The sequence below is a fragment of the Actinacidiphila guanduensis genome (assembly GCF_900103985.1).
Taxonomy (GTDB): Bacteria; Actinomycetota; Actinomycetes; order Streptomycetales; family Streptomycetaceae; genus Actinacidiphila; species Actinacidiphila guanduensis.
This window is the reverse complement of record NZ_FNIE01000002.1, coordinates 572,854-590,744: the sequence shown is the minus strand read 5'-3', so window position 1 is coordinate 590,744 and position 17,891 is coordinate 572,854. Positions and strand designations below refer to the sequence as shown.

15 protein-coding genes and 3 tRNA genes are annotated in these 17,891 nt (G+C 73.3%); 6 read left to right on the top strand and 12 right to left on the bottom strand.

The annotated features are described in order from the left end of the window. Positions 1 to 108 precede the first annotated feature (108 nt). The gene (locus BLR33_RS05880; RefSeq protein ID WP_093783158.1) at positions 109 to 951 is read right to left on the bottom strand and encodes a hypothetical protein; all 843 of its coding nucleotides are present in this window, start codon (positions 949 to 951) and stop codon (positions 109 to 111) included. Between the two features lie 212 nt (positions 952 to 1,163). Here BLR33_RS05880 and BLR33_RS05875 point away from each other — a divergent pair, with 212 nt between their 5' ends. Together BLR33_RS05875 and BLR33_RS05870 are read left to right on the top strand one after the other, a co-directional pair. Further along, positions 1,164 to 2,330, top strand: a complete 1,167-nt coding sequence (locus BLR33_RS05875; protein WP_093783291.1) for a Leu/Phe/Val dehydrogenase — start codon at positions 1,164 to 1,166, stop codon at positions 2,328 to 2,330. A gap of 358 nt (positions 2,331 to 2,688) precedes the next feature. Continuing rightward, a complete protein-coding gene (locus BLR33_RS05870) occupies positions 2,689 to 2,946 on the top strand; it encodes a DUF3073 domain-containing protein (protein ID WP_093783157.1) in 258 nt (85 codons plus the stop codon). Between the two features lie 120 nt (positions 2,947 to 3,066). Here the strand turns inward: BLR33_RS05870 and purM are convergent, their stop codons facing one another. The 8 genes from purM to purS form a co-directional block, all read right to left on the bottom strand. Then, positions 3,067 to 4,140, bottom strand: coding sequence for a phosphoribosylformylglycinamidine cyclo-ligase (purM, locus tag BLR33_RS05865; protein WP_093783156.1), 1,074 nt, complete (start codon positions 4,138 to 4,140; stop codon positions 3,067 to 3,069). A gap of 131 nt (positions 4,141 to 4,271) precedes the next feature. Further along, the gene (gene purF / locus BLR33_RS05860) at positions 4,272 to 5,789 is read right to left on the bottom strand and encodes an amidophosphoribosyltransferase (RefSeq protein WP_093783155.1); all 1,518 of its coding nucleotides are present in this window, start codon (positions 5,787 to 5,789) and stop codon (positions 4,272 to 4,274) included. A gap of 514 nt (positions 5,790 to 6,303) precedes the next feature. Next, a complete protein-coding gene (locus BLR33_RS05855) occupies positions 6,304 to 7,110 on the bottom strand; it encodes a maleylpyruvate isomerase family mycothiol-dependent enzyme (RefSeq protein ID WP_093783154.1) in 807 nt (268 codons plus the stop codon). Positions 7,111 to 7,191: 81 nt separating this feature from the next. Beyond that, positions 7,192 to 7,395, bottom strand: a complete 204-nt coding sequence (locus BLR33_RS05850) for a DUF4177 domain-containing protein (RefSeq protein WP_093783153.1) — start codon at positions 7,393 to 7,395, stop codon at positions 7,192 to 7,194. A gap of 133 nt (positions 7,396 to 7,528) precedes the next feature. Next, positions 7,529 to 8,278, bottom strand: coding sequence for a class I SAM-dependent methyltransferase (locus BLR33_RS05845; RefSeq protein WP_093783152.1), 750 nt, complete (start codon positions 8,276 to 8,278; stop codon positions 7,529 to 7,531). Positions 8,279 to 8,457: 179 nt separating this feature from the next. Beyond that, positions 8,458 to 10,707, bottom strand: a complete 2,250-nt coding sequence (gene purL, locus BLR33_RS05840; RefSeq protein ID WP_093783151.1) for a phosphoribosylformylglycinamidine synthase subunit PurL — start codon at positions 10,705 to 10,707, stop codon at positions 8,458 to 8,460. Then, complete coding sequence (gene purQ / locus BLR33_RS05835; RefSeq protein ID WP_093783150.1) at positions 10,704 to 11,408, bottom strand: phosphoribosylformylglycinamidine synthase subunit PurQ; 705 nt, start codon at positions 11,406 to 11,408, stop codon at positions 10,704 to 10,706. Before purQ ends, purL begins: the two co-directional genes overlap by 4 nt. Next, complete coding sequence (purS, locus tag BLR33_RS05830; RefSeq protein WP_093783149.1) at positions 11,405 to 11,650, bottom strand: phosphoribosylformylglycinamidine synthase subunit PurS; 246 nt, start codon at positions 11,648 to 11,650, stop codon at positions 11,405 to 11,407. The genes purQ and purS overlap by 4 nt, the downstream gene beginning before the upstream one ends. 626 nt (positions 11,651 to 12,276) lie before the next feature. Between purS and BLR33_RS05825 the strand changes: the two genes are divergently transcribed. The 4 genes from BLR33_RS05825 (at position 12,277) to BLR33_RS05810 (ending at position 13,256) form a co-directional block, all read left to right on the top strand. Continuing rightward, positions 12,277 to 12,594, top strand: a complete 318-nt coding sequence (locus BLR33_RS05825; protein ID WP_093783148.1) for a histone-like nucleoid-structuring protein Lsr2 — start codon at positions 12,277 to 12,279, stop codon at positions 12,592 to 12,594. A gap of 245 nt (positions 12,595 to 12,839) precedes the next feature. Further along, positions 12,840 to 12,911: transfer RNA gene (locus BLR33_RS05820), tRNA-Gly, on the top strand. Positions 12,912 to 12,969: 58 nt separating this feature from the next. Further along, a tRNA-Gly gene (locus BLR33_RS05815) sits at positions 12,970 to 13,045 on the top strand. A gap of 135 nt (positions 13,046 to 13,180) precedes the next feature. Further along, positions 13,181 to 13,256: transfer RNA gene (locus BLR33_RS05810), tRNA-Gly, on the top strand. Positions 13,257 to 13,328: 72 nt separating this feature from the next. On the opposite strand, the gene BLR33_RS05805 is transcribed toward BLR33_RS05810, so the two are convergent. The 3 genes from BLR33_RS05805 to BLR33_RS05795 form a co-directional block, all read right to left on the bottom strand. Then, positions 13,329 to 14,231: a phosphoribosylaminoimidazolesuccinocarboxamide synthase gene (locus BLR33_RS05805; RefSeq protein ID WP_093783147.1), complete on the bottom strand. Its 903-nt coding sequence runs from the start codon at positions 14,229 to 14,231 to the stop codon at positions 13,329 to 13,331. Positions 14,232 to 14,370: 139 nt separating this feature from the next. Further along, positions 14,371 to 15,861 carry a N,N-dimethylformamidase beta subunit family domain-containing protein gene (locus tag BLR33_RS05800; RefSeq protein ID WP_093783290.1) on the bottom strand — a complete coding sequence of 497 codons (1,491 nt, stop codon included), beginning with the start codon at positions 15,859 to 15,861 and terminating at the stop codon, positions 14,371 to 14,373. A gap of 241 nt (positions 15,862 to 16,102) precedes the next feature. After that, positions 16,103 to 17,803 carry a M48 family metalloprotease gene (locus tag BLR33_RS05795; protein ID WP_093783146.1) on the bottom strand — a complete coding sequence of 567 codons (1,701 nt, stop codon included), beginning with the start codon at positions 17,801 to 17,803 and terminating at the stop codon, positions 16,103 to 16,105. Between the last annotated feature and the right edge of the window lie 88 nt (positions 17,804 to 17,891).

Genomic DNA, 17,891 nt, shown 5'->3' with positions numbered 1-17,891 from the left:
GTACCGGGTAACCCGCCGCCGCGCCCCGGCGGTCCGATCGGCGAACAAGCCGGCGAACGGATCGGCGAGCAGCCGGCCCGGTCGGCCCAGTCGGCCCGGTCGGCCCGGTCAGTTGGCGAACTGCAGCTCCCGCACCGCCCGCCAGCGGTCGGTCAGCCGCTCGTACGCCGTGCCCGCAACCTCCGACTCGCCCTCGCGCAGGGCCGCCAGGCCCTCGGCCACGTCGGCCGCCGAATGGTCGGCGGCCAGCCGGTCGTGGCCCATCACCTGCACCAGCCCGCCGTAGTCCAGCTCGACCATCGAGCGCGGGTGGAACTCCTCCAGCCAGCGCCCCACGTCGATCAGCCCGTCGATCAGCGGGCTCTCCTCCAGGGTCTCCCTGAGCACCCGCAGGCCGCGGGCCACCCGGCGCCTGGCCTGCACCATGGGGGTGCGGTAGCGCATCAGGGGCTGCTTCGACTCGCCGGCGGCCGGCTCGTACTCCCGCTCGTCGTCGCCGACCAGGACGAACCAGCGCACCGGCACGTGCCAGGTGGCCGAGCGGATCCACGGGCGCGCGTCGGGGTTGCGGGCCCGCCACGCCTCGTGGTCGGCTGCGGCCTGGCGGCGCACCACCGGGGGCAGCATCGCGTCCAGCACCGGGCCCGGCAGCTTGCCCTCCAGCCGCTCCAGCGCCATCCAGCCGCGCAACCGGGTCCGCCACGGGCAGACATGGGTCACCCCGCCGATCACGGCGATGAACGCCTCCCGGCTCTCGTGCACGGGTACCGCGATCGGCGGCACCGGCACCAGGTCGGCCAGCGACTGCCGCAGCTCGTCCTGTGCGCCGCGCTCGCGGCCCGCGGCCGCGTACCGGTACCAGTGCGTGCGTTCGGGCTCGGGAAAGGCCGCCAGAGGCTCGTACACCCGCAGATACGCCGTGTACGGGACCACTACCGGTGAACCGCCCACACCCGCTCCCTCGGCCAGACGTCCGCCGGGTCCCGCCGTCCCGCCCCGGGCCGGCGCCCCGACGCTCCGATCGTCCCATGACGACCGCCCGCGGGGAGGTGATCCCGGCCACTGCCCGCAGGGCCTACGCTGAGCCCATCGAAGCCCATCGACCCTCCGCCACCCGTACGGGGGGCGCGGTACCCGACCAACGGACTATGGGAGTCACCACCGTGACCGACGTACGTCAGACCGACGGCAACGGCGCCGTCGTCGCCAAGCTGTTCCGATCGGAGCAGGGCGGGCACGAGCAGGTCGTCCTCTGCCAGGACCGCCCCACCGGACTGCGGGCGGTGATCGCGATCCACTCCACCGCGCTGGGCCCGGCCCTGGGCGGCACCCGCTTCCACGCCTACGCCTCCGACGAGGAGGCCGTGGACGACGCGCTCAACCTCGCCCGCGGCATGTCCTACAAGAACGCGCTGGCCGGCCTCGACCACGGCGGCGGCAAGGCCGTGATCATCGGCGACCCCGACGTGCTGAAGACCGAGGAGCTGCTGCTCGCCTACGGCCGGTTCGTCGCCTCGCTCGGCGGCCGCTACGTCACCGCGTGCGACGTCGGCACGTACGTGGCGGACATGGACGTCGTCGCCCGCGAGAACCGCTGGACCACCGGCCGCTCCCCCGAGCAGGGCGGCGCCGGCGACTCCTCGGTGCTCACCGCCTTCGGCGTCTTCCAGGGGATGCGCGCGGCCGCGCAGACCCGCTGGGGCGCCCCGACGCTGCGCGGCCGCCGGGTCGGCATCGCCGGCGTCGGCAAGGTCGGCCACCACCTGGTGGAGCACCTGGTCCAGGACGGAGCCGAGGTCGTCGTCACCGACGTGCGCCCCGACGCCGTCGCCCGGGTCACCGCCCGCCACCCCGGGGTCACCGCCGTCGCCGACACCGCGGCCCTGGTGCGCACCCCGCTGGACGTCTACGCCCCCTGCGCCCTCGGCGGCGCCTTGGACGACACCACGGTGGCCGCCCTGACCGCGACCGTGGTGTGCGGCGCGGCCAACAACCAGCTCGCCCACCCGGGCGTCGAGAAGGACCTCGCCGACCGCGGGGTGCTCTACGCGCCGGACTACGTGGTCAACGCCGGCGGCGTCATCCAGGTCGCCGACGAGCTGCACGGCTTCGACTTCGACCGGGCGAAGGCCAAGGCGGCGAAGATCTTCGACACCACGCTGGCCATCTTCGAGCGCGCGGCGGCCGACGGAGTGCCGCCCGCGGTCGCCGCCGACCGGCTCGCCGAGCAGCGGATGGCCGAGCGCACCCCGGCCGCCCAGTGGCTGCGGCCCACCCTGGACGGCGCCCCGGCCACCCCCGAGGCCCCGCTGGGCACGGGCCTGGTCTGAGCCCTGCCGAGCCCGTCCACCGGCCTCTCGGGCGCCCCTTCCGGCGCCTCTCCAGTGGGGGGTTTCCACCGGACCTCCGGGCGGCACGCGACCCGGGTCGTGCCATCGGCGTGACCGATGGCACGACCCGATAGCAAGTTCGCGCTAGAAGAAGGTAAAATCGCGCCTGACCAGGCAGGACAGGGCCGCAAATGTCCCCTGTTCCGACGCGCGTCGTGCGGGCGGCGTACCGTGTGGCGTCGGAAGCAGGTACCGTTGAGGCCCTACGGGCCGGTTCTCCCCGCGGAGACCGCTCCGAATTCATGAACGCGTGTCAAGACTCGGGGCCGTCGAGCCCCGCCGTTGAGGGGGTCGAGCCATGGGGCGCGGCCGGGCCAAGGCCAAGCAGACGAAGGTCGCCCGCCAGCTGAAGTACAACAGCGGCGGCACTGATCTCTCACGTCTGGCCGAAGAGCTGGGCGCATCGTCGTCGAGGCCGGTTAATCCGGAGCCAGTCGACGATGATGACGAGTTGGACGAGGACCCGTACGCACAGTACGCGGATCTTTACAACGACGACGAGGAAGACGACGACGACCAGTCGGCCTCTTCCTCGTCTCAGCGCCGTCGCGCTTGACGCCGCCGACACCTTGACCCGGTCCGGGGTGCGCCCCGGACCGGGTTTCGTCGTCACCTCGCATCGTCACCGCAGGTAGTCGTCCAGCAGCCGTCGGGCTGTGCGGGCCGCCGGTGGGGATCAGGCGCCGTCCGCGTACTCGCCGAGGAGTTCCACGGCGGGCGCGCCGCTCTCGCGCGCCCGCACCTCGCCGGCCACCCACGCCTCGACGTCACGGTCGGCGAGCACGGCCAGGGCCACGTCCACCGACTCCTGCGGCACCACGGCGACCATGCCGACGCCCATGTTGAGGGTCTTCTCCAGCTCCGGGCGGGCCACCTCGCCCAGCCGGCCGACCAGGCCGAAGACCGGCGCGGGGGTCCACGTCGAGCGGTCCACCACCGCCTGCAGCCCGTCCGGCACCACCCGGGCCAGGTTGTTGGCCAGGCCGCCGCCGGTGACGTGGGCGAAGGCGTGCACCTGCGCGGTGCGGGTCAGCGCCAGGCAGTCCAGCGAGTAGATCCGGGTCGGCTCCAGCAGCTCCTCGCCCAGGGTCCGGCCGAGCTCGGGCACCTCACGCTCCAGCGACCAGCCGGCCCGCTCGAACAGGACGTGGCGCACCAGGCTGTACCCGTTGGAGTGAAGTCCGGAGGAGCCGATGGCGATCACCGCGTCACCCGTCCGGATGAGTTCGGCGCCCAGCAGCGCGTCGGCCTCCACCACACCGGTGCCGGCGCCCGCCACGTCGAAGTCGTCCGGGCCCAGCAGCCCCGGGTGCTCGGCCGTCTCGCCGCCGACCAGCGCGCAGCCGGCCAGCACGCAGCCCTCGGCGATGCCCTTGACGATGGCTGCCACCCGCTCGGGGTGGACCTTGCCGACGCACACGTAGTCGGTCATGAACAGCGGCTCGGCGCCGCACACCACCAGGTCGTCCACCACCATGCCGACCAGGTCGTGGCCGATCGTGTCGTACACGCCCATCCGCCGGGCGATGTCGACCTTCGTGCCGACCCCGTCGGTCGCCGAGGCGAGCAGCGGGCGCTCGTAGCGGCGCAGCGCGGAGGCGTCGAAGAGCCCGGCGAAGCCGCCGAGGCCGCCGACGACCTCGGGGCGGCGCGCCTTGCGCACCCACTCCTTCATCAGGGTGACGGCGCGGTCGCCCGCCTCGATGTCGACGCCGGCGGCTGCGTAGCTGGCACCGGTTGATTCGGCCATGGCGGAAACCTTCGTGTCGTTCGTACGGGGGCGGCGGGACCGGCCGCGGGCGGACCGTGCGCGGCTCTCGGGGGCTCTCGGGGGCTGTCGGCCCGGGGCTGCGGGGTGCTTGCGAGCTGCTTTCGGGGCGCTTACGGGCGGCGCAGCGCGTCGGCGGCGTCGGCGCCCCCGGCGAGCTCGACCTCCAGCAGCTGCTTGCCGAGCAGCTCGGGGTCGGGCAGCTCCATCGGGTACTCCCCGTCGAAGCAGGCCCGGCACAGGTTCGGCTTGGCGATCGTGGTCGCCTCGACCATCGCGTCGATCGAGATGTACGCGAGCGAATCCGCGCCCAGCGACTGGCCGATCTCCTGCACGCTCATGCCGTTGGCGATCAGCTCGGCGCGGGTGGCGAAGTCGATGCCGAAGAAGCACGGCCACTTCACCGGCGGCGAGGAGATCCGCACGTGCACCTCGGCGGCGCCGGCCTCCCGCAGCATCCGCACCAGGGCGCGCTGGGTGTTGCCGCGGACGATCGAGTCGTCCACGACGACCAGCCGCTTGCCGCGGATGACCTCCTTCAGCGGGTTCAGCTTGAGCCGGATGCCGAGCTGGCGGATGGTCTGCGAGGGCTGGATGAAGGTCCGGCCGACGTAGGAGTTCTTCACCAGGCCCGAGCCGTAGGGGATACCGCTGGCCTCGGCGTAGCCGACCGCGGCCGGGGTGCCCGACTCCGGGGTCGGTATCACCAGGTCGGCCTCGACCGGGGCCTCCCGCGCGAGGCGGCGGCCCATCTCCACCCGGGAGAGGTAGACGTTGCGCCCGGCGATGTCGGTGTCGGGGCGGGCGAGGTAGACGTACTCGAAGACGCAGCCCTTGGGGCGGGCCTCGGCGAAGCGCGAGCTGCGCAGGCCCTGCTCGTCGATCGCGACCAGCTCGCCGGGCTCGATCTCCCGGACGAAGCTGGCGCCGCAGATGTCGAGGGCGGCGGACTCCGAGGCGACCACCCAGCCGCGCTCCAGGCGGCCGAGCACCAGCGGGCGGATGCCCTGCGGGTCGCGGGCGGCGTAGAGGGTGTGCTCGTCCATGTAGACGAGGCTGAAAGCGCCCTTGATCTTCGGCAGCACCAGGGGTGCGGCCTCCTCGACCGACAGCGGGCTGCCGTCGGCGGCGGTCTGGCCGGCCAGCAGGGCGGTGATCAGGTCCGTGTCGTTGGTCGCGGCGACCTTGGTGGCCCGGCCGGGGGTCTGCGGCAGGTCGGCGACCAGCTCGGCGAGCTCGGCGGTGTTCACCAGGTTGCCGTTGTGGCCCAGGGCGATCGAGCCGTGGCCGGTGGCGCGGAAGGTGGGCTGGGCGTTCTCCCACACCGAGGCGCCGGTGGTCGAGTAGCGGGCGTGGCCGACGGCGATGTGGCCGGTCAGCGAGCCGAGGGAGGTCTCGTCGAAGACCTGGGAGACCAGGCCCATGTCCTTGAAGACGAGGATCTGGGAGCCGTTGCTCACTGCGATGCCCGCGGACTCCTGTCCGCGGTGCTGCAGGGCGTACAGCCCGAAGTAGGTGAGTTTGGCGACCTCTTCACCGGGGGCCCAGACACCGAAGACGCCGCAGGCGTCCTGGGGGCCCTTCTCGCCGGGAAGGAGGTCGTGGCTGAGTCGTCCGTCACCACGAGGCACGTTTTGAGTCTAGGGCAGGATCGGGTGACGGCCGAACGAGGGACCTCGGGTTTGTGTTCTTCTACGCGCGTCACTCCTTGCGGGGACAGGGGTGTGACGTTCGCCGCTGCCTCCCGCGGGGGTCGCTTCCCACGGTTCGACGAGGCCCACGCGGATGGCGTGGCGGGCGAGTTCCAGCCGATCCTTCAGGTCCGGCTTCTGCAACGCAGGCGGCGAGCGCCGGGCGCGACGGGTTGCTCATCACCGGGTTCGTCGCCGGGTACGTCCTGGTTCTGGCCGTGCTCAACTCCGTGGCGGCGGCGCGCTCCGCGGCGTTCGCCTGCGGCGCCGGCACCGTCCGCGGCCGCCTGGCCGCTCTGCGTACGACGAGCGGCAGCGCGGCCCCCAGGTCCTGTCCGGCACATCCGTCCGGTGAGCGGACCCTGGCAGGGATGCCCCGCCGCGATTTCGGTCCCCGGCCGCAGCCCCCTGAGCCTGCGGCCGGGGAGGTGCCCCAGCGCTTGCTTCTGACGCCTCAGCCGAGGACGGGGAGGTGGGGGGCGAGGTCGGCGCGCTCGCCCGAGGCGGACAGGTGGGCGGCGGCCAGCTCCTCGGACCATGTGGTGCGGCCGGTGGCAAGGCGCAGCCAGGTGGCCGGGGTGGTCTCCACGACGTTCGGCGGGGTGCCGCGGGTGTGCCGCGGGCCCGCCACGCACTGCACGGCCGCGTACGGCGGCACGCGGACCTCGACGGAGTTGCCCGGCGCCTTGACGGCGAGCGCGTCGGCGAGGACGCGGACCGCCGCGGCCACGGCCTGCCGGTCGAGCCCGACCTCGACGCCGGCCGCCCGCGCGAGGTCGTCGCTGTGGACGACCAGTTCCACCAGCCGGGTCACCGTGAAGTCCAGCGCCCGCATCGCCCCGAAGGGGCTCGGCACGAGCCGGTCGGTGCGGACCGCCTCTTCGCGGAGCGCGGGGAGCGCGTCGGCCTCCTGCTCCAGCGCCGCGAGCGGGTCCTCGGTGCGGGCCTCCTGCTCGCGGGTCCCGGCGTCGAGCCGGTCGGCGATGCCGCCGGTGGACAGCGCCCACCGGTCGGGCCCGAGCACGGGCGCGCCGGGCGCGGGGGCGGGCTTGTCGAGGACGAGGCGGATCGCCTGCACCTGCCGCAGGACGTGCACGACGAGCAGCCGCACGTCCCAGCCCGGCAGCCCCGCCGGCCACTTCCACTGCTCGCCGGTCAGCCCCCGCACGGCGGTGCGCACATGCCCGACCTGCGCGGTCAGCGCCCCCCAGGTGCGGTCCGGGTCGTACGTACGGGCACGGCGGCGGCTCTCACTCGGCATGAGCCGAGCCTAGAGCGTGTCCGACGGATCCCGCCTGGGTGGCGGGCGGGGAGCAGGCCGCCGTGGCCCTCCGGTCGCGGGTCAGCCCTGGACGGGGCGCTCGAACGTGATCAGCAGGCCGTCGACGGCGCCGGGGCCTATGCGGCCCTTCACGTCGCCGGTGGTGATGTCCTTCAGCTGCCAGCCGTCCTCGGCGTGCTTGTTGAGCACCTTCTCCAGCTTGTCGCTGTCCAGGGCGTCGCCGATCAGCGCTTCGCGGAAGGTGACGACCTTGTACTCGTACATGCCCGGGCCTTTCGATGGGTGCGGTTCTCCGAACGGTGCCGCGCCCTGCGGGCCGGCGGGGACAGCCAATCACGGATGTCCGCGCCATCCCAGCGACCACCGCGGGCAGTTGCGGCCCGCCGCGGCCGCTGCCTCACCCCGCGGCCACCGCCACGGTCACGATCTCCGCCGTCTCCGCCGCGTACGCCTCCCCGCCGAACCCTCCGTACCGCTCGGCGACTTCGAAACCCGCCGCCGTGAGGAAGGCGTCCAGCCGCTCGGCGGTGAGGAACCGCAGGGTGCTGCGGGCGTGTTGGGGGGCGCCCCAGCGGGGCCCGGTGAACGTATGGGTGAAGGTGAGGAGTTCGCCGTCGAACGGAGTGACGACCTCGCGCCAGTACCGGACGGGCCCGAGGTCGGGGTCGTCCACAACGGCGACCTCCTCGCGGGTCCAGCCCTCCCATGCCCGCACCGCCGGATTCCGCGTCTCGAAGGCGAACCGCCCACCGGGTACAAGCAGTTGCCGCACAGCAGAAAGGGCCCGCACGATCCGCGCGTCGTCGGTGAGCACCTGGAAGGCGTGGCCGGTCATCACGACGAGGTCGAACTCCCCATCCAGCACGCCCCGTTCGCCCGCGGAGTCCAGATCCCCCAGCACCCACTCCACGTCCGCCCGCTGCCGCGCCACCTCCAGCATCGCCGCCGCGGGGTCCAGTCCGCACAGCCGCCCCCGGTGTCCGCCCGCCCGTGCCCGCCGCAGCAGTTCCCCGGTCCCGCACCCGACATCGAGCACCGCCCGGGCCCCGGCCACCAGCGGCAGATAGAACCCGAAGTCCTCCCGTCCCGCGCAGAAGGCGTCGTACAACCGCGCCAGCGAACGCTCCGAGAACAGCCGATCGACCATCCCTCGTGTCTAGCCCGCCCCCTCGCCGATGGCGACCGAATATCCCCTTCGACGCCTCTGCTCAGCCTGTGCCAGAAGATCTGCGCTGCCGTCGCGGCCCGCGTTTCCGGACGTACGGGTAAGGGGCGCCCTCCCGGAGGAGGGCGCCCCTTACTGGCCGTTTTGCGGCGGTGGCGGGGTCAGCCGAGCAGGCCCGGGATCGCCGACTCGTGGATGTCGCGCAGTTCGTCCAGCGGGATCGTGAACTCGCCCTGGACCTCCAGCGCCTCGCCGTCGACCACGCCGATCCGGGTGGCCGGCAGGCCGCGGGCCCCGCACATGTCGGTGAAGCGCAGCTCCTCCGAGCGCGGCACGGCGACGATCGCCCGGCCCGCCGACTCCGACAGCAGGAAGGTGAAGGCCGACAGGCCGTCGGGGACGACCAGCCGCGCCCCGTGCCCACCGCGCAGGCAGGACTCGGTGACGGCCGCGATCAGCCCGCCGTCGGACAGGTCGTGGGCAGCGTCCACCATGCCGTCGCGCGAGGCGGAGATCAGGATCTCGCCGAGCAGCCGCTCGCGCTCCAGGTCCACCGCCGGCGGCAGCCCGCCGAGGTGGTCGTGGACGACCTGCGACCACGCCGACCCGCCGAACTCCTCGCGGGTCTCGCCCAGCAGGTAGAGCAGGTGCCCCTCGTCCGCGAAGGCGATCGGCGTGCGCCGGGCCACGTCGTCGATGACGCCGAGCACCGCGACCACGGGCGTCGGGTGGATCGCCGCCTCGCCGGTCTGGTTGTAGAGCGAGACGTTGCCGCCGGTCACCGGGGTGCCCAGGACCTGGCAGCCGTCGGCCAGGCCGCGCACGGCCTCGACGAACTGCCACATCACGTCCGGGTCCTCCGGCGAGCCGAAGTTGAGGCAGTCGGAGACCGCCAGCGGCCGGGCCCCGCCGGCCGCCACGTTCCGGTACGCCTCGGCGAGCGCCAGCTGGGCCCCGGTGTACGGGTCGAGCTTGGCGTAACGGCCGTTGCCGTCGGTGGCGATGGCCACGCCGAGGCCGCTCTCCTCGCTGACCCGGATCATGCCGGAGTCCTCGGGCTGGGCGAGCACGGTGTTGCCCTGCACGAAGCGGTCGTACTGGTCGGTGACCCACGCCTTGGACGCCAGGTTCGGCGAGCCGAGCACCTCGATGACCTGCTCGCGCAGCTCGTCGCCGCCCTCGGGGCGGGGCAACCGGCCGGCGTCGTCGGCCTGCAGGGTGTCCTGCCAGGACGGGCGGGCGTAGGGGCGCTCGTAGACCGGGCCCTCGTGCGCCACCGTGCGCGGGTCGACGTCCACGATCATCTCGCCGTGCCAGAAGATCTCCAGCCGGTCGCCGTCAGTGACCTCGCCGATGACGGTCGCGATGACGTCCCACTTCTCGCAGATCGCCAGGAAGCGCTCGACCTTGTCCGGCTCCACCACCGCGCACATGCGCTCCTGCGACTCGCTCATGAGGATCTCCTCGGGCGAGAGCGTGGAGTCGCGCAGCGGCACGTCGTCCAGCTCGACGCGCATGCCGCCCGAGCCGTTGGACGCCAGCTCGCTGGTCGCGCAGGACAGGCCGGCCGCGCCCAGGTCCTGGATGCCGACCACCAGCTTCTCGGCGAACGCCTCCAGGGTGCACTCGATGAGCAGCTTCTCCTGGAACGGGTCGCCGACCTGCACCGCGGGCCGCTTGGAGGGCTTGGTGGCGTCGAAGGTCTCCGAGGCGAGGATGGAGGCGCCGCCGATGCCGTCGCCGCCGGTCCGCGCGCCGTACAGGATCACCTTGTTGCCGGCGCCGGACGCCTTGGCCAGGTGGATGTCCTCGTGCCGCATCACGCCGACCGCGCCGGCGTTCACCAGCGGGTTGCCCTGGTAGCAGGCGTCGAAGACCAGCTCGCCGCCGATGTTGGGCAGGCCGAGGCTGTTGCCGTAGCCGCCGATGCCGGCGACCACGCCGGGCAGCACCCGCTTGGTGTCGGGGTGGTCGGCCGCGCCCATCCGCAGCGGGTCCACCACGGCCACCGGCCGCGCGCCCATCGCGATGATGTCCCGGACGATGCCGCCGACACCGGTGGCCGCGCCCTGGTAGGGCTCGACGTACGAGGGGTGGTTGTGCGACTCCACCTTGAAGGTGACCGCGTAGCCCTCGCCCACATCGACCACGCCCGCGTTCTCCCCGATGCCGACCAGCATCGCGTCGGAGCGCGGGGCCTTCTCGCCGAACTGCCGCAGGTGCACCTTGCTCGACTTGTACGAGCAGTGCTCGGACCACATCACCGAGTACATCGCCAGCTCCGCGCCCGTGGGGCGGCGGCCCAGGATCTCCCGGACCCGCGCGTACTCGTCCTCCTTCAGGCCGAGTTCCTTCCAGGGCTGCTCGACCTCGGGCGTCTGCTCGGCGTGCTTCACCGTGTCCAGGGTCACGCGCTCACCAGCTTCTTGAGTACCGAGGTGAAGAGGCCGAGCCCGTCGGTGCGGCCGGTGCCGATCAGCGGCTCCACCGCGTGCTCGGGGTGCGGCATCAGGCCCACCACGTTGCCCGCCGCGTTGGTGATCCCGGCGATGTCGCGCTGCGAGCCGTTGGGGTTGCCGTAGCCGTCGCGGGCCGGGCCGCCGGAGGCGTAGCGGAAGGCGACGCGGCCCTCGGCCTCCAGTTCGTCCAGGGTGCGCTCGTCGGCGGTGTAGCGGCCGTCGATGTTCTTCAGCGGGACGGAGATCTCCTGGCCGGGGGTGAAGTCCGCGGTCCAGTCGGTGGCCGTCGACTCCACCCGCAGCCGCTGGTCGCGGCAGACGAAGTGGAGGGCGGTGTTGCGGAGCATCGCGCCGGGCAGCAGATGGGCCTCGGTGAGCACCTGGAAACCGTTGCAGATCCCCAGCACCGGCATTCCGGCCCGGGCCTGCTCGATGACGGACTCCATCACGGGGGAGAAACGCGAGATGGCGCCGGCCCGCAGATAGTCGCCGTAACTGAACCCGCCGGGCAGAACGACCGCGTCGACCTGCTTGAGGTCCTTGTCCCGGTGCCAGAGCGGGACGGCTTCCGCGCCGGCCACCCGCACCGCGCGCTGACTGTCGCGGTCGTCGAGAGTTCCCGGGAATGTGACGACACCAATGCGTGCAGTCACGACTCCACCTTTACGCTGAAGTCCTCGATGACGGTGTTGGCGAGAAAGGTTTCCGCCATCTGCCGAATGCGGGCGAGCGCGGCGTCGTCGACGGGTCCGTCGACCTCCAGTTCAAAGCGCTTTCCCTGGCGGACGTCGGAGATCCCGTCGAAGCCCAGCCGGGGCAGCGCGCGCTGAACGGCCTGGCCCTGGGGGTCGAGGATCTCCGGCTTGAGCATGACGTCGACTACGACGCGTGCCACTGGCACTCCCGGTGGTGTGGTGCGTGAGGTTCTCCCAGAGTACCGGGTGGGGAAATCTACCCGGGTAGACCGAGCCACCGGTCCGCGCCCGGCGCGCGCCCGTGGCAGAACCCGGCGCCAACTCCCTTCTGCCACCGTCGCTTCCACGCCGTTCCGGTGCGCCGCTTCCCGGACACTTCCCGGACACTTTCCGCGTTCCGCGGCCGCTCACGACCGCCGACGGCCGATCGCCGCTGATCACCGCCGATCTCTGCCGACCGGGTCGTTCCGGAACCGGCCGGGGACCGAACCGCGGCTGATCGGGCACTGGCGCCTTGCTGATACCCCGCTGATCCTTCCCGTCCGGTACGGCGCTGGCGTCCCACCCGCACCAGCGGCTCATCACGTTTGGATATCGGCTGACGAAATACATGGGAAAGCGGCGGCGGAAAACATAGGGTCCGGCTTGCGAAGAGGCTTGGCAAGTGCGTTCGGCGGGAATTAACAGCACCATCGGGTAACTCCGCTCCCCGTCCATTCCCGACCCCCGGCGGACGCCCGGCCACCGGCTCCCCCGCGCAGGGAGCGGCCGGCGCCCCGCCCCGTCGCCACCGCAGGCAGATGGCATAAGAAAGGACCGATTCCCTATGGCGCAACGCGTGCTGGTCACCCTGGCCGACGATCTCGACGGAGGGCAGGCCGAGGAAACCATCGCATTCGGCGTCGACGGCCAGTGGTACGAGATCGACCTCTCCTCGGAGAACGCGGACAAGCTGCGCAAGGATCTCGCGCCGTACGTGGAGGCGGGCCGGCGCCGCACCCTTTCCGGCCGCGCCTACAAGCGCACCCCCATCGCCCCCACCCCCGCCACCGTGCGTGCCTGGGCCCAGTCCAACGGTTTCGAGGTCCCGGCCCGCGGCCGCATCCCCAAGAAGGTCTACGAGGCATTCAACAAGGCGAGCTGACCGCTCGTCGGGTGCGGTGGCCCGCTCCTCGGGGCCGGGGTGAGCGGGTCCGCACCCCGGCCCTCTTCTCGTGCCGAGGCGCCACCGGGCGGGCCTCCCACGGGCCCGGCAGAGCTCCGGCGAGGCCCCGGCAGGGCCCCGGCAAGAGGGGTCGCGTGTCGATTGGACAGGCACCCCCGTGCGTCCGATAGTGTGGGGGCACGCCGAGGGCAGGGGGCGAAAAACCCCAGGTCAGCGGAGTACATGCGGGTGTAGCTCAGTAGTAGAGCGCCCCCCTTCCAGGGGGGAGGCGCAGTGTGCGATTCCTGTCACCCGCTCTCCGGTCACCCCCGGTTCACCTCTTCGGTGGATCGGGTACAGTGGTCAGCAGCACATGCGGACGTGGCTCAGTTGGTAGAGCATCACCTTGCCAAGGTGAGGGTCGCGAGTTCGAATCTCGTCGTCCGCTCCAGCAGGACGAGGGCCCCGGTTCACCAGAACCGGGGCCTTCGTCGTCGTGGGGCCGCGCCGTACTGTGCCGCGCCAGCCGGGCACAGAACCGGTTTTCACACCGCCGGACGGGTCGGGTAGAGTGTGGGCACGCCCTGCGGACGTGGCTCAGTTGGTAGAGCATCACCTTGCCAAGGTGAGGGTCGCGAGTTCGAATCTCGTCGTCCGCTCCAGTAGGTCGAAGGCCCCGGTTCACCAGAACCGGGGCCTTCGTCGTGGTGGGGCCGTGGGTGCGGCCGGGGGCGCTACTGCCAGGGCGTGCCGGTCAGCCGCTCGTAGACCTCGATGTAGCGGGCCCGGGTGCGCTCGACGATCTCCTGCGGCAGCTCCGGCGGCGGCTGCTCGCCGTGCCGGTCCCAGCCGGAGGCGTCCGAGGTGAGCCAGTCCCGGATGGTCTGCTTGTCGTACGAGGGCTGGCGGCGGCCCGGCCGCCACTCGTCGGCGGGCCAGAAGCGCGAGGAGTCCGGGGTCAGCACCTCGTCGCCGAGCACCAGGGTGCCCTTCTCGTCGTAGCCGAACTCGAACTTGGTGTCGGCGAGGATGATGCCGCGGTCCCGGGCGATGTCCCGGGCCCGGGAGTACACCGCGAGCGTGGTCTGCCGCAGCAACGCGGCCGTCTCGGCGCCGACCTGCCGGGCCACCTCCTCGTACGACACGTTCTCGTCGTGCTCGCCGACCTCGGCCTTGGTGGCGGGGGTGAAGATCGGCGCGGGCAGCTCGGAGCCGTCCACCAGGCCGTCGGGCAGCGCGAGGCCGCAGACGGTGCGGCTCTGCTCGTACTCCGTCAGGCCCGAGCCGGTCAGGTAGCCGCGGGCGACGGCCTCCACCGGGACCATCTGCAGCGGGGTGCACACCGTGGTGCGGCCGGCCCAGTCGGCGGGGGCGCCCTTCGGCAGCTCGGTGGAGATCACATGGCCGGGCACCAGGTCGGCGAGCTGCTCGAACCACCACAGGGACAGCTGCGTGAGCACCCGCCCCTTGTCGGGGATCTCGGTGGGCAGCACCCAGTCGTGGGCGGAGATGCGGTCGGTGGCGACCATCACCAGCTCCCCCGCCTCGTTCCGGTACAGCTCGCGCACCTTGCCGGTGTGCAGGTGGACGAGGCCGGGCACCTGGACGGGCTCGGGCTTCTCGACGAATCCGGACATGGGTGTCCTCCCACTCGGTGGTTCAGCCACCGATTCTCGCCTACGGCGGGGCGCGGGACGCGCCAGGGATCCGCCGCCATGGCGGCGGATCTGCCGGTGCACCATGGCGTCGCGCCCGCCCGGGCACCATGGCGGCGGGTCAGATGTGCTTGCAGATGCGGTCCAGCAGGTTCGCCGTCGCCCGCTGGATGCGCAGGTCCACATGGCCCGGCCGGTCCAGGGCGGGCGACCAGGCGAAGGTGCCGGCCGCGAAGACGTACGCGCCGCTGGGCGCCCGGTACAGGGAGGTCTCCTGGTAGCGCGTGCGGCCGTCGGTGGCCTCGTAGGGGGAGTGGGCGAGCAGGATGCGCTCGGTGGACTCCGGCAGCGGGGTGCGCGGGAAGTAGTGGTCCGCCTCGCCCGCGACCAGGCCGGGGATCGCGTCTCCCTCGTGCGCGCCGGTGGCCTCCCACAGCCAGTGGTCGGCGTTGCGCACCACCAGCGGGGAGGGCTGCGGCACCCGCCCGGCGTACTGCACGCCCAGCAGCAGCTGCTCCGGCTCGCCCTGGTCCCGCCACAGCGCGGTACGGCCCTTGGGCGCCTCGCCCCGGCCGTGCTCGCCGCGGCGCTTGCGGCAGGTCAGCAGCCGGTCCGGGTCCCCGGTCGGCGAGGGGCCCAGGTCCACCTGCCAGTACATGGTGTTGGCCGACAGGAAGACCAGCGAGGTGCCGTAGTCCCTGGCCTGCTCTGCGGCGCGGCGCATCGGCACCGACCAGTACTCGTCGTGGCCGGGGAAGATCATGCCGCGGTAGCGGGTGGGGTCGACCCGCCCGGCGTGCAGGTCGCGGGCGTCGGCGTAGGCGAGGTCGTAGCCGTAGCGTTCGGCGAAGCGGACGAAGTCGTAGGCGTGGCCGATGTGCAGGGGCAGGCCCGCGCCGGCGTAGGGGCGGTCGAAGGAGACGGTGGTGGCGGCCTCCTCCTCGCCGAGCAGCCGCCCCTCCTCGTCCCACGCGTGGTAGAGGCTGGCTCCGGTGCGGCCGTCCTCCGGGTAGAGGTTGTACGCCTGCCAGGTGACGTCCGGCAGCAGGAGCAGCAGGTCGGCGCGCGCCTCCAGGTCCCGCACGGTGAAGGGGACGTGGCTGCGGAAGCCGTCGGCGGTGGTGAGCACCGCGACGTAGGCGCCGGGCTTCCAGTACGGCGGGATCTGCAGCCGCCAGGACTGCCACCAGTGGTGGCACGAGACGGTGCGGCCGGCGGCCAGGGGGTCGGGCTGGGAGATGCCGGACAGCCGCGGGCTCGCCGTCACCTGGGTGGCGCCGTCGCCGCCGTAGTGGCCGATGCGGTACACGTCCACGGTGTACTCCTGCGGCGGGTCCACGGTGATGCGGAAGTCCACGGCGCCGCCGGGTACCGCGTCGGCGGTCGCGGCGAAGCCCTTGATCTGGCGGCGGACGTCGTCCGCGGTGCGCGGGCCCGGCAGTTGCGGCTTGCGGGGGGCCTTGCCGCGGCTGGCCGCGAGGTCCACGTACCAGGGCACGTCACCGCTCAGCGGCTCGCCCCGCAGCCAGGGCAGCGGCCCCTGCCCGAACGGGTCCGACACCCCGTGCGCCAGCGCCCCCGACTCCCACCGCCGTACTTCCCCCACACCGATCGCCCTCCCAGCGTCGCCCGGCCGCCGCGCCCGTCCCGGAGCAAGGGTGCGGCCGCACTCACCCAGCACATCACACAACGCACCCTTCCCATCACGTTTCGTCCGGTTTCCCTCCGGGGGAAGCGGGGTCTTCCACCTCGCCGTGGGGGTTCCCCGCCGTTGCCGCCTGCCGCCCGGCAGATGGCTGGTCGCGGCAGGCGGCGACGCGACGGGAACCCCGACGGCGAGAAGCCGCCCCGTCTCAAGCGGAGCGCAGTGGGTGGTCCGGGGAGATCGACATGCCGCTCAGCCACGTGCGCAGCGGCGCCGCCTCGCCCTCCTCGGTGAGGCGGAGGACGAGCGGGCCGAGTTCGGTGCAGCGGGCGCCGGCGAAGAGCAGGACGGGACCGTCGAGCCAGTCCAGCCCCGCCGTTGCCCCGGCGGTGTCCACCGCCGCACAGGCCACCGCGGCGACCACGTGGTCGGCGAGCAGTTCGCGCCCCGTACGCTGCGGCAGCAGCGGGGCGATCCCGCCGGACACCGGCTCCGCCGAGGCCAGCCGCGCAGCCTCGTCGTGGGCGACCGCGGCCGCGATCCGGTCGGCGAGGTCGTCCGTGCCGCCGGCGGCGAGCCGTTCGATGACGCGCCCGAGCGTCGCCCCCGCAGTCCCCTCGCGGACCCGCGAGCCGCCGAGCAGGAGCCGCCCGCCGGAGGGGACACCGCTCCAGCCGCCCTGACCGCCTTGGCCTCCTTGCCGGCCGCCCTGCCCGTGCGGGCGGGCGCCCTCGCCGGCGAGGCGATGCGCAGGGGCGCCGGGCTCGTCGAGGAGCCGTATCAGCCGCGCGGCTTCCTCGCGCCAGAGGCGGTCCACGACCTCCTGCGGGTAACCCGCCCAGCCGACCGGCTGCCAGCCGGGGCCGCTGCGGGCCGGGCCGCCGTGGAAGATGCGGGCGGCCAGCAGCGAGACGGCCTCGTCCATGGCGCCGGGCTCCTCCAGCAGGTCGCAGGCCGGGCGCTCGCCCAGGCGCGACTCGAAGCCTTCGGCGAGGCGATCACGGCGGGACAGCTCGGTGAGCGCGGCGACCACGCCGGCGTCCAGCCGCGCGGGCCAGCGCCCCAGCCGCCACGCGGGCAGGGCCACCCGGGTGAGCAGCCGGTCCCACCCCGCGTACGCGAGCCCCACCTGCTCCTGGGCGACGATCCGCAGCCCGTAGTCCACCGCCTGCGCCCGCTCGGAGGCGGCCGCGGCCACCGCCCGCTCCATCTCGGCCGCCTGCGTACCGCAGCCGCGCAGCAGCAGGCGGGTCGTCCAGCCGAGGACGGCGAAGGCGGGGCGCAGCAGCCGTGGGCCCGCGCGGCCCTGGGCGGCGACGCCCGCGGCGGCGTCCAGGCCGCGTATGAAGCGGCGGGCCGCGGCCGTGTCGGGGTCCGCGGCGGCCGCGGTGCCGGCGACGACCGGGGCGAGCAGCGCGCGCAGTTCGGCGACGCGCATCCACCACAGGAAGGGCGAGCCGATGACGAGGACGGGTGCGGTGGGCACGGCCGACGTGGTGGGCGCCCCCGCGGGCGGCCTGCGGTGCTCCAGCCAGCTGTCGCAGTCAGGGGTGAGCTCTATCGCCGAGGGGGGCGGCACCTGGAGCCGGTCGGCGAGGTCGCGGACCATCAGGTAGAGGTCGGGGGCCGCGGACTCCGCGACCGGGACGGCGGGGCTCACCGCGGGCCGCGCCCGCGCCACGACGGCGCCCACCGCGGCCGCGACCGCCAACACGGCCAGCGCCACGGCCGTCACGCTCCAGCGGGCCGCGTCCCATCCGGCGCCGCCGATCCGGCCCTCCGCCCACGCCACGTGCAGCACGACCGCCGCAGCGGCCGGGAGCACCGCCGCTCCCGTGGCGATCGCCCGCAGCCGCAGCACCGACGTCGCACGGGCCCGCGCGGCGGCCTCACCTGCTTCTCCGGCCATCGGCGTCACCCCCTGCGGTCTCGCTGCGCCAGCGGCGACCGTCCCTGCGACGGCCTCTCCCCACTCTCGCACCGCCCGCGGACATCGC